Source organism: Thermosinus carboxydivorans Nor1, assembly GCF_000169155.1.
Lineage (GTDB): Bacteria > Bacillota > Negativicutes > Sporomusales > Thermosinaceae > Thermosinus > Thermosinus carboxydivorans.
Genome location: NZ_AAWL01000008.1, coordinates 44,307 through 61,158, shown reverse-complemented (window position 1 = coordinate 61,158; position 16,852 = coordinate 44,307). Strand labels below are relative to the sequence as shown.

The 16,852-nt window shown below is 53.5% G+C and carries 14 protein-coding genes and 1 riboswitch; of the genes, 1 reads left to right on the top strand and 13 read right to left on the bottom strand.

The window, feature by feature from the left end:
• Positions 1-112: 112 nt before the first annotated feature.
• Positions 113-290: riboswitch (cobalamin riboswitch) on the bottom strand.
• A gap of 192 nt (positions 291-482) precedes the next feature.
• Positions 483-1,256, top strand: a complete 774-nt coding sequence (locus tag TCARDRAFT_RS07350) for a 4Fe-4S binding protein (protein ID WP_040683175.1) — start codon at positions 483-485, stop codon at positions 1,254-1,256.
• Positions 1,257-1,321: 65 nt separating this feature from the next.
• Here the strand turns inward: TCARDRAFT_RS07350 and TCARDRAFT_RS07345 are convergent, their stop codons facing one another.
• From TCARDRAFT_RS07345 to argB, 13 genes are all read right to left on the bottom strand, one after another.
• Positions 1,322-1,771 (bottom strand): hypothetical protein, encoded by a 450-nt coding sequence (locus tag TCARDRAFT_RS07345; RefSeq protein ID WP_007289358.1) that lies wholly within the window; start codon positions 1,769-1,771, stop codon positions 1,322-1,324.
• Positions 1,761-2,600, bottom strand: coding sequence for an FTR1 family iron permease (locus tag TCARDRAFT_RS07340; protein ID WP_007289357.1), 840 nt, complete (start codon positions 2,598-2,600; stop codon positions 1,761-1,763). Before TCARDRAFT_RS07340 ends, TCARDRAFT_RS07345 begins: the two co-directional genes overlap by 11 nt.
• Before the next feature lie 330 nt (positions 2,601-2,930).
• Positions 2,931-4,760: a glutamine--fructose-6-phosphate transaminase (isomerizing) gene (gene glmS / locus TCARDRAFT_RS07330; RefSeq protein WP_007289356.1), complete on the bottom strand. Its 1,830-nt coding sequence runs from the start codon at positions 4,758-4,760 to the stop codon at positions 2,931-2,933.
• A gap of 318 nt (positions 4,761-5,078) precedes the next feature.
• A complete protein-coding gene (gene glmM, locus TCARDRAFT_RS07325) occupies positions 5,079-6,419 on the bottom strand; it encodes a phosphoglucosamine mutase (RefSeq protein ID WP_007289355.1) in 1,341 nt (446 codons plus the stop codon).
• Between the two features lie 32 nt (positions 6,420-6,451).
• Complete coding sequence (locus TCARDRAFT_RS07320; protein WP_007289354.1) at positions 6,452-8,044, bottom strand: NAD(P)/FAD-dependent oxidoreductase; 1,593 nt, start codon at positions 8,042-8,044, stop codon at positions 6,452-6,454.
• Positions 8,045-8,059: 15 nt separating this feature from the next.
• Complete coding sequence (locus TCARDRAFT_RS07315; protein WP_007289353.1) at positions 8,060-8,980, bottom strand: CdaR family protein; 921 nt, start codon at positions 8,978-8,980, stop codon at positions 8,060-8,062.
• Positions 8,970-9,794: a diadenylate cyclase CdaA gene (gene cdaA / locus TCARDRAFT_RS07310; RefSeq protein WP_007289352.1), complete on the bottom strand. Its 825-nt coding sequence runs from the start codon at positions 9,792-9,794 to the stop codon at positions 8,970-8,972. The genes TCARDRAFT_RS07315 and cdaA overlap by 11 nt, the downstream gene beginning before the upstream one ends.
• Positions 9,795-9,983: 189 nt before the next feature.
• A complete protein-coding gene (locus tag TCARDRAFT_RS07305) occupies positions 9,984-11,057 on the bottom strand; it encodes a branched-chain amino acid aminotransferase (RefSeq protein WP_007289351.1) in 1,074 nt (357 codons plus the stop codon).
• A gap of 42 nt (positions 11,058-11,099) precedes the next feature.
• On the bottom strand, positions 11,100-12,515 hold the full coding sequence (gene argH, locus TCARDRAFT_RS07300; RefSeq protein ID WP_007289350.1) for an argininosuccinate lyase: 1,416 nt from the start codon (positions 12,513-12,515) through the stop codon (positions 11,100-11,102).
• Positions 12,512-13,729 (bottom strand): argininosuccinate synthase, encoded by a 1,218-nt coding sequence (locus tag TCARDRAFT_RS07295; protein ID WP_007289349.1) that lies wholly within the window; start codon positions 13,727-13,729, stop codon positions 12,512-12,514. The genes argH and TCARDRAFT_RS07295 overlap by 4 nt, the downstream gene beginning before the upstream one ends.
• Before the next feature lie 20 nt (positions 13,730-13,749).
• Positions 13,750-14,682: an ornithine carbamoyltransferase gene (gene argF, locus TCARDRAFT_RS07290; RefSeq protein ID WP_040683173.1), complete on the bottom strand. Its 933-nt coding sequence runs from the start codon at positions 14,680-14,682 to the stop codon at positions 13,750-13,752.
• A 60-nt stretch (positions 14,683-14,742) separates the two neighbouring features.
• A complete protein-coding gene (locus TCARDRAFT_RS07285; protein ID WP_007289347.1) occupies positions 14,743-15,942 on the bottom strand; it encodes an acetylornithine transaminase in 1,200 nt (399 codons plus the stop codon).
• A 5-nt stretch (positions 15,943-15,947) separates the two neighbouring features.
• Positions 15,948-16,835 carry an acetylglutamate kinase gene (gene argB, locus TCARDRAFT_RS07280; protein WP_007289346.1) on the bottom strand — a complete coding sequence of 296 codons (888 nt, stop codon included), beginning with the start codon at positions 16,833-16,835 and terminating at the stop codon, positions 15,948-15,950.
• Positions 16,836-16,852: the final 17 nt, after the last annotated feature.

The window sequence follows — 16,852 nt, the reverse complement described above, 5'->3', positions numbered from 1 at the left end:
AAATGCCGCCAACCTTCCTTAAATAATTAATCCCGGCCCACGCCAGCCGGGATGAAGAACTTACTATGTACTAAGTGCAACATAATCCCCTCCCCATCGCTCGTGGGTCCATGCGGTGATTGTCAGTTAGGCAGTTCTCCTGGCTCTGGCTCATAGCTACCCCAACCTTCCCAAGGCCTAGCCTCAGTGGCGTATTTTGGTTCGCTCCCCATTACAGTGGCGGGACCGCGCCGGTCTTGCACCGGACTTCCCTATTAAGCCCTGTGGGCACCTAACCCATATATTAAGTTATAATTTCTTTAAGTTATTTTATCACCTTGGGCTTATGGCGTCAAAAATTTTTTGAAGCATTCATGTATCGATAACCGCAAATCATCAGTTACGATATCCAACTTCTTTCGCGCAAGCAGCGGCGCAATTCGTACAAGTAATATATAATGTAAGTAGACCGGCATATCCTATTACTTATAACGAGGTGAATCATGCTGCTTTTGGAGGATATTGAAAGACAGGTCAACCGCTTTACCATGGAAAGTCCCCTAAATGTGGTAGAACCGCTCGGCGGCCTGCGGATCTTTGATCCGCCACTGATCGGCATCGCCGCTGCCGACGACCCGCTATTCGCAGAATTAAAAAAAGAAAGCGTCATCGGGTCCCACCATCTCTTACCGCGCGAGTGGCTTCCCAGCGCGCAAACGGTAATTTCCTATTTTCTACCCTTCACCGCGGCAATACGCATCGCCAACCGCAGTGACGGGCTTCCGGCCACCGAATGGCTATACGGCCGAATCGAAGGCGAACGTTTCAACGAAGCCCTCCGGCGCTTTTTAGTTGACTTGTTAACAGACAATGGGCACGAGGCGGTTGCGCCGGCCCTGGACGAGCGGTATCAGGTAATAAATAAGCGCAGCAACTGGTCAGAGCGGCACGTAGCCTATATTGCCGGCCTCGGAACCCTAAGCCTTAACTGTTCGCTCATCACCGCCCGCGGCTCGGCCGGCCGGGTCGGCAGCATTGTCACCAGCCTGGAACTTGCGCCAACTGTGCGGCCGTACCGGGAAATTTATGAATACTGCACCCGGTGCGGCGCCTGCATCCGCCGCTGCCCGCCCTTGGCGATTGACGAAAGCGGCAAAAACCACCAAATCTGTTCCGATTACGTGGACAACGAAACCAAAAAGCGCTACGCTCCCCGTTACGGCTGCGGTAAATGCCAGACCGCCGTACCCTGCGAAGACCGGATTCCCGGCCGGTAAATCTCACTACCTATCGGTCGCATCAGAGAAACAGCCCGACATTATGCTGTCGGGCTGCCTTTTTACTATTTCAGTTGCGCCTCAATATCCTTGAGGACCTTGCTAACGACTTCATACTCTTCTTCCATCTCGGATTTTCTGGGTTTATCTTTCTTAAGTTCGTCACCTATTTCTTCAATCGCATGGTCGAGCTTCTTCTTAAGCTCTTCGTTCTTGATGAACGGCTTCAGACCAGTAAAGGCATCGTTCAAAGCCTTGAATTCGTTGCGGGCATCCGCAAACTTTTCTTCTTTCGACAGCTGATAAATCTTTACGTTCTGATCTTTTATCACTTGTATGTACTTCGCGGCATCGTTCTGCGCTATGGTGTCAGTTTTAGCCACCTGTTGAGCCTGAGCGGGAGGCTGGGCTGGAACCGAGACTTTGGCATCGGTGTTCGAACCGCAGCCGGCGACTAGTGTTAAACCCGAAATTAATGTGCCAATAATTAACCCTTTAATTACTTTACTCTGCATGTTGGGTCCCTCCATTAGTCGAGTGAATTTTTTGCGGCGTCCTAAAAAACATGTACATTGTTCCCGCCAGATAACTTACATAGGAAATTACCTGGAAAAGGGAAGGGGAGGAGTTATAGCCGAAGAGGGCCATCATAATTCCGCCAAAAAAGTCGTCTTCGCTCAAGAAACCACTGGTATCCCAGATCCTTTTGGCAATCGGCGGCAGTAAATTGGCTTCATGGAACTCGCCAATGGCATTGCTAAGCATTCCAGCAGCCATAAACAGCAAGAGTACGCTCGTCCATTTGAAGAAGGCCGCGATATTTACCTTTCGGCTGCTCTTAAAAACCACGTATCCTACAACCACCGCCATGATTAGACCTAATAGGCCTCCTGCCAAAGCTTCCCCCGGGGTGCTGGAAGACGTAGTTCCAATTAAGAAAAGAACGGTTTCTACGCCTTCACGGAGTACCGATACAAACGCGAGGACGGCAAGGGCGGTAACAGAACTTGAACTTACTGCAGCCTGCACCTTGGCGTTGATAGAAGCAGTCATCCCCTTTCCGCCGCCGTGCATCCAGAACACCATATAGGTAAGGACTATGACGGCAGTAAGCATCGCGAAACCTTCCAATAACTGCTGGAACAAACCTTCGGTAGTAGTTCCCATTATGAGAAACACGCCGAAACCGCCAACTATGCTGAGCACTGTTGCCAAAGCTGTTCCCAGCCAGACCTTCCTGCCTTCACGTTCGAGACCAATCTTGTGAAGGTAAGACAGGATAATGCCGATTATCAACGCGGCTTCAACCCCTTCCCGTAGCGTGACGATTAGGGTCGCTAACATATTGCACCTCCTATTTATGATAATGATTATCAATATCATTGACAGTTCTATTATAATTCTTCCTTTCCAACATTTCAATCATTTTTTGAACAATAAATTGCAGGAATTATTTACCAAACAATGCGACCTGCAACTTAAAGGACACGCAACCAGTCGTTTCATGCCTTTTACTAGGCAGATGAAAGGGAAAAAGCCGAGCAGAAAGCAGGACAAAGCCCTGCATCTGCATCGGCTTTTTGACAGTTTTTAGCGCCCCTGGACAGAGTTTTTTGCCCTTAGGCAGGGTAAATTTTATGGTTACAACTTTTTATTGTTCAACAGTATCTACCTCTACTCCACCGTCACGCTTTTGGCCAGATTGCGCGGTTTATCCACGTCGGCGCCGCGGGTAACGGCCGCGTAGTAGGCTAATAGCTGCAGGGGGATGACGGCGAGAATGGGGGCAAGGTATTTATCGGTAGCCGGGATGAAAATGGTATGGTCAACGTATTTTTTAATTTCTTCATCGCCCTTCATGGCAATACCGATGACCACGGCGTCCCGCGCCTTGACCTCTTTGATGTTGCTCAGCATTTTTTCATAAACGTCATGCTGAGTAGCCAGGGCGATGACGGGCACGCCCTCGATGATCAGGGCCAGGGTGCCGTGTTTGAGTTCACCGGCGGCATAGGCTTCCGCATGAATATAAGAAATTTCCTTCAGTTTGAGCGAGCCTTCAAGGGCAACGGCATAGTCAAGCGAGCGGCCAATGAAAAAGACGTCTTCGTTGAAGCCGTACTGCTGGGCAAAGGTCTTGACCGGCTCTACGTCTTCGAGCAGTTCATGGGCTTGGCCGGGCAGAGCGCGCAAACCCTTGATGAGCTCCTGAATGCGTTCGGGCGGCAGCGTTCCCTTGAGGTCTGCCAAATAAAGGGCCAGCATAAGCACGCTTATCAACTGGGTCGTATAGGCTTTGGTCGAAGCGACGGCAATTTCCGGACCAGCCCAGGTATAGATTACCTGATCGGCCTCCCGAGCAATCGACGAGCCGACCACATTGGTAATGGCAAGGGTACGGGCGCCCAGCCGTTTGGCTTCTTTGAGGGCGGCCAGCGTGTCGCTCGTTTCCCCTGACTGGCTGATAACGATCGCCAAAGTTTGCTCATCTGTCAGCGGCGACCGGTAGCGAAACTCAGAGGCGATATCAACCTCAACCGGAATACGGGCGAGCTGCTCCAGGTAATACTTGCCGACAATACCGGCATGGAAGGCCGTACCGCAAGCAGTAATGACGATCTTTTTTATATTAGCGACGTCTTCCTTGGTCCATTTGAGTTCGTCGAAGACAACCCGGCTGTCGTCTTTCGCCAGGCGGCCGGTCATTGTCTCACGGATAGCCTTGGGCTGCTCATAGATCTCCTTGATCATGAAGTGCTCGTAGCCGCCTTTTTCGGCTGCTTCGGCATCCCAATTCACCTCGAAGATCTTTTTCGTCACCGGCACGCCCTGGCGATTCATGACCCATACCGAATCCTTGGTGACGATGGCCATTTCGCCGTCACTTAAGATATAGGTCTTACGGGTCCGGTTGATAATCGCCGGGATGTCGGAGGCGATAAAGTTTTCCCCTTCGCCCAGTCCGATAACCAGCGGATTGTCCTGTTTCGTACAGATGAGTTTATCAGGATGGTCCTGGCACATGAAGACCAGGGCGTACGAACCATCAATCTCGGCCAGTACTTTTTTCACGGCCGCTTCAAAATCGCCGGTATAATATTCCTCGACAAGATGAGCCACGACTTCGGTGTCGGTCTCCGATGTAAAAACATGCCCTTTGGCGATAAGCCGTTCTTTGATATGCAGGTAGTTTTCAATAATCCCGTTGTGCACTACGACAAACCGGCCGGTGCAGTCGGTGTGGGGGTGGGAATTGACATCCGAAGGTCGACCATGCGTCGCCCAGCGCGTATGGCCGATGCCGATGGTCCCAACCGGCATGTGGTTTTCTACCTTTTTTTGCAAAATACTTAGGCGGCCCACACTCTTTTCCACATTGATTTTATTGCCGTCAAAGACCGCGATGCCCGCCGAATCGTAGCCGCGGTACTCCAGTTTCGTCAGGCCTTCAAGCAAAAAGGGAGCGGCCTGTTTCGGACCTACATAGCCTACAATGCCACACATGCAGTGTTCCTCCCAAAATTCAAAATAGGGTCGGTAAATTGCTGCCGCCGCCGTTTTGTCCTGCAAGTCGCCTCGCAGTTTTGTCGGCCGGCTTACGACCGCAGTGAGCCGAGAGGCATCCGCTGACTGCTCGATAAACCTCTTCCTCGTCTGCTTGCGGCCACCAGCCGCAAGCGCCAGCGCTTTTATCGTCTAGTGTTTGACGAAATTTCACCGTCTATCCATTTCTCACCTCCAATACTCATTACTTTACTATATATGCAGAGGAGCACCGTAGTGCTCCTCTCATATACTACTATAACCATAGCATTTGGTCAACTAACTCAGTTCCCGGCGAATGACGTCGGCAATGGCGCTCACAATGCGCTCCAGCTCGGCGGCAACCGGTCCTTCGGCCATTACCCGGATGAGCGGTTCGGTGCCGGAAGGCCGAACCAGGATGCGTCCAGTCTCGCCCAAGGCCGCCTCGCCTTCGCGAATGGCCGCGGCAATGCGCTCGTTTTGCTGCCAACCTTCCTTGGACTTGACCCGGACGTTGACTAAAAGTTGCGGAAACCGGGTCATCACCTTTGCCAGTTCAGACAACTTCTTGCCTGTCTTTTGGACGTTGGCAATGAGCTGCAGGGCAGTCAGGATGCCGTCACCGGTAGTGTTGTAGTCACTGAAGATAATGTGGCCCGACTGTTCACCGCCAAGGACCAGCCCTTTTTCCCGCATGGCCTCGAGGACATAGCGGTCGCCGACCGGGGTGACAAGCACCTTGCCGCCGGCTTGTTTAATGGCCTGGTGCAGTCCCAGGTTGCTCATGACCGTCGCCACCAGCGTGTTATCTGCCAGCTTCCCCCGCCGCAGGAGGTCAAGGGCACAGATGACCATGATTTGGTCGCCGTCCACTACTTCGCCGTTCTCGTCTACGGCCAGGCAGCGGTCGGCGTCACCGTCATGGGCGATGCCCAGTTGAGCACCGTGGGCGGTTACCGCCTGCTGCAGGCCCCCGATGTGGGTTGAGCCGCAATGATCATTGATGTTTATGCCGTTCGGTGTGGCGTTTAAGACGATAACGTCCGCCCCCAGCCGTCTGAGCACCATGGGAGCCGTCTCGTAGGCCGCCCCGTTGGCACAGTCAAGCACAATCTTCAGCCCGCAAAAATCGGTATCAACGGTACTAGCGACATAGTCAACATATGCTTGGATAAGGTCATGACGGTACGTAATCATTCCTACCTTGTCCCCCGTCGGGCGCGGCAGGTTGTCTTCATGGGTCAGCACCAGCTCTTCCAGCCGGTCTTCTACGGCATCAGGCAGTTTGTAACCAGTTCCGGCGAAAAATTTAATGCCGTTATCCGGATAGGGATTATGGGAAGCCGAAATAACAACGCCGGCTTGGGCGTTTAATTTCCGAGTAAGATAAGCGACCGCCGGCGTAGGAACTACGCCAAGCAGCACGGCTTCGCCGCCGGCCGAGCAGATCCCGGCTGCCAGGGCGGCTTCCAGCATATGCCCCGAAATGCGGGTATCGCGCCCAATTAAAACAGTAGGACGTTCATGTTCTTCGCCAAACAGAAAAGTAGCCGCCCGCCCCAGGCGGAAGGCCAGTTCCGGCGTAAGCTGCGTGTTGGCGACGCCGCGCACGCCATCGGTGCCAAATAGTCTTGCCATGTATACTCTTGCTCCCTTCATCCTAGCGAAACTTAATTGGGACTGTAGCGGCTGATAACGGCCAGCGCGGCATTTAAGCCGTCCAACGCGGCGCTCATGATGCCGCCCGCATAGCCGGCGCCTTCACCGACGGGGTACAGCCCGCCAATGTTGACGGAGACAAAGTCTTGGCCGCGGAGGATGCGCACCGGCGCCGAAGTCCGCGTCTCCACGCCGGTCATAAGGGCGCCGGGGTGATCAAACCCTTTAATCTTGCGGCCAAAATCAAATAGGGCCCTGGCCAGGGTATCGGTCACAAAGCGGGGCAGACACTGCCGGAGGTCGGCCGGCGCTACACCCGGCCGGTAGGTAGGCGCAACCAGGTAGTGGGCGCTTTGGCCAGTTAAAAAATTGCCAACCGTTTGCGCCGGCGCGCGGTAGCCGCCGCCACCCGCACGAAAAGCCAACGTTTCACAATGCCGCTGCAGTTCGATGCCGCTTAAAACATGACTGCCACAATCCTCAGGATTCACATTGACCACCAGGGCACTATTGGCTACCCCCGAATCACGCCGGTAGTAGCTCATGCCGTTGGTGACCACTCCGCCTGCTTCCGAGGCAGCGGCCACAACCACGCCGCCCGGACACATGCAGAAAGAATAAGCGGTGCGTCCGCACTTTTTATCGTGGTAAACCAGGGCGTAATCAGCCGCCCCCAACTTAGGATGGCCGGCCATGGGACCATATTGGGCCCGGTCAATAAGCGGCTGAGGATGTTCGATGCGTACGCCGATGGCAAACGGTTTGGCTTCCATCGCCACCCCGCGGCGATATAACATTTCGTAGGTATCCCGGGCGCTGTGGCCGATGGCAAACAGCGCCACATTGCAGGAAAAGTGGCGGCCATCGCCCACCGTCAGCCCGGTCAGGCGACCTTGCTTTACCGTGATGTCAATTACCGGTGTCTCAAATTGCACCTGGCCGCCAAGCTCAATAATCCGCTGACGTAGGTTCCTCACCACTTCCCGCAGCCGGTCGGTACCCACATGCGGTTTATGTAGATAGCGGATTTCCGGCGGCGCGCCAGCGGCAACAAGGGCATCCAGCACCTGGCGCATCCGCGGGTCGGTCACCCGTGTCGTCAGTTTGCCGTCGGAAAAAGTGCCGGCCCCGCCTTCGCCAAACTGAACGTTCGACACCGGATCAAACTCACCTGTTTCCCAAAAACGGGCCACATCGGCCGTGCGGCGCACCACGTCACGCCCCCGCTCGAGAAGCAGCGGCCGGTACCCGTGCTCGGCCAGGGTCAAGGCAGCGAACAGCCCGGCCGGCCCGGCGCCCACCACGATGGGCGGACTGTCCAGTTTATGTGGGCCAGGAATGACCGGTTCGGGTACACTTTGAGCCACGCTGGCCACGTCACGGTCGCCGCCCAACCGGGCCAACACCTGGCCCTCGGGGATACCGACCCGTACATCCAAGGTATACACAAAATTAATATTATTTTTTCGGCGGGCATCAAGCGCCCGCCGAAAAATGACCACCTCTTCAATATGCTCAGCTGGCAGCTTGAGCCGCTGCGCCACAATCCGGGCCAGCGGCCTGTCATCATTTAGCGCAACACGAAGGTTGGTTATGCGTAGCAACGTCATTTTCTCCTTCTATTGTTTAGTTCCTACTATAATATGCACGGTAACGGCATCTTGCGATGCAACAATACCTTCTTTCAGCTGCAGTTTAGCTTCCCGTGTTGTCTCCCGGTTGATGCCGGCCAGATTAACCGGTTCGGTATAGATAAAATCAATCTTTTCAATTTCCCGGCTGTCACCCGTTATTTCCACTTTGGCCGGTTCAGTCGTAATCCGCGCCAGTTGCACGCCGCTGGCCAGTTCACCGTAGATGATTGGTTTGACGTCAACGGTCTTTTTGCTCGGACCCTTGACCAGGGTAGCAGTAACCGTCGCCTTATCGGAATAAACAGTCAAACCCTGTACTTCTTTACCGCTTTGGTTAAGGAGCTTGAGCGGCACATCGACGGTGAAGTCGGCCTGCCTGCCGCTAAGGTCCACAATGGCAACCACCCTTTCCACGGCATTAACGGCGCTTTTCGGCCCTTCAATCGTAATCTGCTCCGGCCGCGCCGTCACTTTGCCGACGGCTACGCCGGCCGCCGCCGAGCCGGTCAGCCTTACTTCCACCGGCACCTGTCGGCTAATGGACGTGTCAAGGCGCACGGTAACTTTATCCGGCGAGACTTCCACTAAATTAAGGCTGCTGGGAATGGCCGCCGCTACCCGGACATTATGCTGCCCTTCCCCGAGCCCTCGCAAATCAATATACGACTTAAGGTCCTTGGTCATTACCCCGGCTATGATGCTGCGCGGTCCGCGCACCTTGACCCGCACCGTGTCAGGCGCATCTTCCACAACCAAACCGCTCATCACATTGCGCACTTCCAGCGGCACAGTGAACGTGGCCTCAACTGGCGGATTCTGTTCGTTCATTACATATAACCATAAGATGATGGCCAAGATAACGGCTAAAATTTTTGCCGTAAGATTCCGTCCCTGCTCACCGGCCATAAGGCCACCTCCAGTTCAGAAAATCGGTTAGCGCCGAACTTTTGGTGGCGAAGAGGGGTTTTAGTTTTTCTTTGAGCGTTTCCGTATCCAGATAGCGGATAAGATGCCCGCCGCGGGCCAGCGAAACGGTTCCCGTTTCTTCGCTCACCACGACGACGACGGCGTCGGTCTGCTCGGTGATACCGATGGCGGCGCGGTGACGGGTACCCAGTTCCTTGCTGAGGGACAAATCCTCCGTCAGCGGCAATAAACAGCCGGCGGCCATTATGCGGTTGCCGCGAATGATGACCGCGCCGTCGTGTAAGGGCGTATTCGGGATAAAAATATTGATAATAAATTCGCTTGATACCAGGCCATCTACTTTCAGGCCTGTCTCGATATAGTCATTAAGGCCGATTTCCCGTTCAATAACAAGGAGGGCGCCAATTTTGTTTTTGGCCAGCACCTTAACGGCCTTAGCCAATTCCTCCAGGAACCGCTCGGTTTCTTCCTCGTTAAGAAAGGCGCGTTTACGCAAAAAACCGCCCCGACCAAGCTGCTCTAGGGCCCGCCTGAGCTCAGGCTGAAAGACGATGGGCAGCGCAACAAGCAAGACCGAAAAGGTCTTCTGCAGCAGCCAGTTAATGACATTGAGCCCCAGCCACTTGCTAACCAGCGTGGCAAACAGCAGTACAACCAGACCCTTAAGCAGCGCTACTGCCCGCGTGTCTTTAATCATAAAATACAGTTTATAGAGCACAAATGCGACAATCAAAATGTCCACGATGTCCAGCAGGGTAATCGTGGAAAGAATGCCCCTGATCTGCAGCAACATGAAAAAATTACCTCACCTAAAAGTCCTTTACGTTTTATTCTACCCCACATTCGGTAAAACCTTTTATAAATTACGACCAGGTATAAAAAAAATTAAAAGATTTGCCCATCAATAACGGATACTGAAAAATCCTCCCGCCAAACGGGAGGATTTTCGTGGATCGTAATAACGATGGGAAAAACTAGCCGGTTACAGTTTGGTGACTTCCGCCACCCAGCCATGCTTGTCAGCAATTTTGCCGTACTGCAGGCCGGTAACATATTCAAACAATTTTTGCGAAATTTCACCGGTCTTATTGTCGTTAACGACGATGGTCTGCCCTTTCCAGGTAAGCTGGCCGACCGGCGAAATGACCGCGGCGGTGCCGGAACCGAATACTTCTTCCAGTTCGCCTTTGGCATGGGCCGCAAAGACTTCATCAATGGAAATACGGCGCTCAACAGCCGGAATACCCAGTTCTTTCGCGATTTCAAGCACCGTTCTGCGGGTAATGCCGGCGAGAATGCTGCCATTAAGCGCCGGCGTAATAAGCTCGCCCCGGATCTTAAAGAATATGTTCATGGTGCCCACTTCTTCGATATAGCGGCGCTCGATGCCGTCCAGCCACAATACCTGGTCGAAGCCTTCCTTCTTGGCTTCGACGCCGGCGCGGAGGGAGGCGGCGTAGTTGCCGGGGGTCTTGGCTTCGCCGATGCCGCCGGGAACGGCGCGGACATATTTGTCCTCGACCTTGATCTTGACCGGGTTAAACCCGGCGGCATAATAGGCGCCGACCGGCGAGGTAATAATGAATAATTTGTAGGTGTCAGACGATTTAACGCCTACATAAGCGTCAGTGGCAATGATAAAGGGGCGAATGTACAGCGCGGTGCCCAGACTGCCCGGTACCCAATGCTTGTCAATTTCGATGAGCTTGTTAAGGCCTTCATGTACTAAATCGACATCAATTTTGGGAATGCAAAGAATTTCGGCGGAACGGTTAAAGCGATTAAGATAGTCTTTGGGGCGGAAAACAACGATGCGGTTATCCACCGTCCGGAAAGCCTTCATTCCCTCGAAAATGGCCTGGCCATAGTGGTAAACCATCGCCGCGGGATAAAGCGGAAACTGGGCATAAGGCTCAATGCGCGGATTATGCCAGCCTTTGCCTGTCTCATAGTCCATAACGAACATATGATCAGCAAAAATTTTCCCAAAGCCAAGTTTTGATTCGTCCGGCAACACGCCAGGCTTGTCAACCCGGTGTACGGCAATGTTGCTCATGGTGACAGCCTCCTCACTGTTAGTTGGAATCCATTACCATAATTATACATTGCCTTTTGTATACAAGTCAAGCACGGCTTGCTGTTTTGCCATCACTTCTTTAGCTGTTTGCAGCTGATGTTTTACCTGAGTGGACGAAGTGCCACCGTAGGAATTACGGGCTGCCACGCATGTCTCGATTTGAATGGCGTCAATGATGTCGGCTTCAAATAACGGCGAAAATTGTTTAAATTCGGCCAGCGACAGATCAGTCAGCCTTTTGCCGGCGTCAAGGCAGTAACGCACGCACCTCCCCACTACTTCATGGGCCTGGCGGAACGGTAGCCCTTTTTTAACCAGGTAATCGGCCATATCGGTGGCGTTAGCATAGTCCTGTCGGGCGGCTTCGCTCATCCGCTCGCCTAAGACGCGCATGCCGCGCAGCATGGTGGCATACACCCGAAGACTGAATTTGACGGTGTCAATGGTATCGAACAGGGCTTCCTTGTCTTCCTGCAGGTCCTTGTTATAGGCCAGCGGCAGACCTTTGACCACCGTCAGCAGCGCCATCAGATGGCCATACACGCGCCCGGTCTTGCCCCGCACCAGTTCGGCCACATCAGGATTTTTCTTTTGCGGCATGATGCTGGACCCGGTGCAGTGAGCGTCGTCAAGCTCGATAAACGCAAATTCGGCCGTCGACCAGAGGATAATTTCCTCGCTGAGGCGGCTGAGGTGAAGCATGAGCAGAGAAGCGAAGGCCAGAAACTCGATGATATAGTCCCGGTCACTGACCGCGTCAAGGCTATTATCGTACACTTTGGCGAATTTAAGCTGCTCGGCCACATAGAAGCGGTCAATGGGAAAAGTCGTGCCGGCAAGAGCCCCGGCCCCGAGCGGCATGAGGTCGGTCCGCTCCCACACGCCCTGCAGGCGACTGAAATCGCGGGCCAGCATGAAAAAATAGGCCAGCATATGGTGGGCGAACAGGATGGGTTGGGCCCGCTGCAGGTGAGTATAGCCAGGCATGATGACATCAGGATGATTGGCCGCCGTTTCGACTAAAGCCGCTTCCAGATCCCACAGCAAACGGGCGATGGCGGCGATTTCCCGTTTCAGATACATGTGCGTGTCCAGTGCTACCTGGTCGTTGCGGCTGCGGGCGGTATGCAGCTTGCCGCCCACCGGACCGATGCGCTCGATCAGCCGCCGTTCGATATTCATATGGATATCTTCCAGCGCCGTCTCAAAGCTGAAGTTGCCTGCCTCAATATCGGCGAGAATGGACTTAAGTCCGGCGATAATCTGGTCAGCCTCATCCGCGGTGATAATCCCGCATTTAGCCAGCATGCGCGCATGGGCGATGCTGCCGGCAATATCCTCGCGGTACAGGCGCCAATCAAAGGAAATGGAGGAGGTAAACTCCTCCACGGCGACATCGGTATTTTTGGTGAAACGGCCACCCCACAGTTTGCTCATGCCTTGTTCGCCTCTTTCTGTTGCATCAGGGCCCGGATTTTCAGCGGCAGGCCGAACAGATTGATGAAGCCTTCGGCATCCTTTTGGTTGTAAACCTCGTCCCGGCCAAAAGTGACAAACCCTTCGTGATAGAGCGAATAGGGCGATTTAGCGCCGGCGCTCATGATATTGCCTTTATATAGTTTGAGGCGAACCACGCCGCTGACCGTCTGCTGGGTAGATTCCACAAAAGCGTCAAGCGCTTCCCGCAGCGGTGAATACCACATGCCGTCATATACCAGTTCGGCATAGCGGATAGCCACTTGTTCCTTAAAGTGCAGGGTAGCCCGGTCGAGAGTAAGGTATTCCAGTTCACGATGAGCATAATAGAGAATAGTGCCGCCCGGTGTCTCATAGACCCCCCGCGATTTCATGCCTACCAGCCGATTTTCCACAATGTCAGCGATGCCAATCCCGTTAGCGGCGCCCAACGCATTTACTCTTTCCAGCAGGGCCACCGCATCAAGTTTCTCGCCATCTACCGCCACCGGCACCCCCTTTTCAAAAGTAATCTCGACATAGGTCGGTTTATCAGGCGCTTTTTCCGGCGTAGTGGTTACAAGATAAACGTCGTCCTTGGGCTCGTTCCAGGGGTCTTCCAGGTCGCCGCCTTCATGGCTGAGATGCCAGATGTTGCGGTCCATACTGTAGGGGCGTTTTTTCGTCACCGGTACGGGGATGCCATGCTTTTCGGCATAGTCAATGGCGTCTTCCCGCGACCGAATGTCCCACAGCCGCCAGGGAGCGATGATTTTGAGGTGCGGCGCCAGCGCCTTGACGGTGAGTTCGAACCGGACCTGGTCGTTGCCTTTGCCGGTAGCGCCGTGGGCTACTGCGTCTGCCCCTTCTTTCAGCGCCACATCCACCAGCGCCTTGGCAATGATGGGGCGGGCGAAAGAGGTTCCCAGCAGGTATTTGCCTTCATACACCGCGCCGGCCTTCAGGGTCGGCCAAATGTAGCCTTCGATAAACTCTTTTTTCAGGTCTTCAATGTAGACCTTGCTGGCGCCCGATTTAAGAGCTTTTTCCCGAATGGGCGCCAGTTCGTCGCCTTGCCCGACGTCGGCGCACATGGCAATGACTTCACAGCCAAAGTTTTCTTTCAGCCACGGAATGATGACGGAGGTGTCGAGGCCACCGGAATAGGCCAGCACCACTTTTTTGATTTCGCTCATGCTAATGCCTCCTCTAAATTCTAATCTCCCATCAACAACGCCAAAATCGCTTTTTGCACATGAAGCCGGTTCTCTGCCTGGTCAAAAACTACCGATTGCGATCCTTCCATTACTTCATCGGTAATTTCTTCACCCCGGTGAGCCGGCAAACAGTGCATGACAATCGCGTCCGGTTTGGCCACCTTCAATAGTTCGCCGTTTACCTGATAACCGGCAAAAGCGGCCCGCCGCGCGGCCTGTTCCTTTTCCTGCCCCATGCTGGCCCATACGTCGGTATACAGTACGTCTGCATCATAGGCCGCGGCAAAGGGATCAGACACAATCTCCAGCCGACTGCCGGTAACCAGAGCATCGTCGGCCGCTTCGGCCAGTACGGCGGCCGGCGGCTCATAGCCAGGCGGTGTGGCAACAGTCATGTGCATGCCCACTTTGGCGCAAGCATGCAGGAGCGCGTTAGCCATATTGTTCCCATCACCAATATAGGCCAGTTTTCTGCCTTGCAGATCGCCTTTAAACTCCCAAACAGTGAAAATATCGGTCAGGGCCTGGCAGGGATGGTAAAGGTCGGTCAGGCCGTTGATGACGGGGACGGTGGCGTAACGAGCCAGTTCCACTACCTCGTCGTGGGCAAAGGTGCGAATCATGATGCCGTCCACATACCGGGACAAAACCCGGGCTGTGTCTTTCACCGGCTCGCCACGGCCAATCTGCAAATCGTTGGCGTTTAAGAACAAGGCTTTGCCGCCAAGTTGCCACATCCCTACCTCAAATGACACCCTGGTCCGGGTAGACGCTTTTTGGAAAATCATTGCGAGCGTTTTACCCTTAAGCAGATGATGTTCTTCACCTTGCTGCTGTTTGCTTTTAAGGGTTTTTGCCAGGTCAAAAATCCGGTTTATTTCAGCCTGGGACAAATCATGAACAGACAGTAAATCTTTCCCCTTCATGACCATTGGCCTCCCCCATTTTATAATAATACAATTGCATGCATATTTATATCAAAAATATTTTTCCTATAAATTGTCAATTACTTTATCCAAAATGCCAATCATTTCATCAACATGCTTCTCATTAATGATCAGCGGCGGAACAAACCGGAGCACATCGCCGGCCGTGCAGTTAATTAACGCGCCATGTTCCAAGCACCGGTTAACAATTTCGCGGCCAGGTTGATTTAACTTTACGCCAATCATCAAGCCTTTGCCGCGTACCTCTTTGATGACGGTCGGGTATTTAGCCTGCAATTTAGCCAGCTCGCCCAGCATATACCGGCCTATCCGCTCTGCATTGCCTGGCAAGTCTTCCGCCGTAATAACGGCTAACACGGCATTAGCAGCGGCGCAGGCGAGCGGATTGCCGCCAAAAGTCGAACCATGATCGCCGGGGCCGAACGCTGAAGCCACTTTGTCGGTCGCCAATATCGCGCCGATTGGCACGCCGCCGCCTAATCCTTTGGCGATGGTGAGAATGTCGGGTTTAACATCTGTATGCTGGTAGGCAAACATTTTACCGGTACGGCCCATCCCGGTTTGAATTTCGTCAAAAATCAGTAGGGCACCGCAAGCATCGCACAATTCGCGTACCCCTTGCAAGTAACCGTCATCAGGGATGTTAATACCACCCTCACCCTGAATTGGTTCCACCATGACGGCACACGTCTTGTCGGACATGGCGCGCTTTAGCGCCGCCAAGTCATTGTACGGCACGTATTTAAACCCTGGCGGCAGCGGCTCATAGCCATGCTGGTATTTAGGCTGGGCCGTCGCCGTCAAGGTAGCCAGCGTGCGGCCATGGAAAGAATTTTCGGCAGTGATAATTTCTACCCGGTCAGCGTTTAACTGTTTGGCATATTTACGGGCCAGCTTGATCGCTCCTTCGTTGGCTTCCGCGCCGCTATTGGCCAAGAAGACCTTATCCAGGCCGCTAAGCTGGGCCAAGGTTTGGACAAGCTTTGCCTGTTCTTCCGTATAATAGAGATTTGTGCAATGAATAAGTTTGCCGGCCTGAGTCGTAATGGCGGCCACTAACGCCGGGTGGGCATGCCCTAGCACGTTCACCGCAATACCGGCCAAAAAGTCCAGGTATTTTTTCCCCTCGGTATCAAACACATACGGCCCGTCACCATGGGACAACACCACATCATAACGACTAAACACCGGCATATAATGCCGTTTATCAATAGCTTGCACTTCGGCTTTATCCACAGCGCTCACTCCTTTTACCCTCTGACAATTTCGGTACCGGCGCCCCTGTCAGTGAAAACTTCCAGCAGTAGGGAATGGGGTTGCCGGCCATCAATAATGTGCGTTTTCCGCGCCCCTCCGGCCAGTGCTTTAAGGCAGGCCTCCACCTTGGGAATCATGCCGCCGTCAATTGCTCCTTGCTTAATCATCGTCTGCGCTTCGGCTAAGGTAAGAGTGGAAATAAAAGTAGCTTTATCATGATAGTCCCGGTAAATCCCTTCAACGTCTGTAAGCAACAGCAATTTCTCGGCTGCCAGGGCGCCGGCAATTTCCCCGGCTACGTAATCGGCATTAATATTGTAGCTTTCGCCGCCTGCACCTACGCCAATCGGGGCAATTACCGGGATATAATCCTGTTCCAGCAGGGTAAACAAGATACCGGGATTAATTTGGGCTACATCGCCAACAAAGCCAATATCAACTTCTTTGACCTCGTCTCCTTCATAGACCTTGGCCAAATGTTTTTGCGCCACAATTAGACTTGCATCCTTGCCGTTTAATCCTACCGCTTTGGCGCCATATTTGTTTAATAGACTGACGATCTCGGTATTGGTTTTGCCAACAAGGACCATTTCCGCGATAGCCATTGTCTCCGCGTCTGTTACCCTGAGCCCGCTGACAAAGGTAGACTGCTTGCCCACCTGTTTCAGCATCGCCGTGATTTCCGGTCCCCCGCCGTGCACGACGACCAGGCGCATACCCACGGCCTTCATCAGGATAATATCCTGGATAACCTTAGCTTTCAACTGTTCATTAATCATGGCATTACCACCGTATTTTACGACGATGGTTTTGCCGGCAAACTTTTGGATATAGGGCAGTGCTTCGATAAGCACCGCTGCTTTTTCCACAGAATTGATCATGCCGTGCTCCTTTCCGG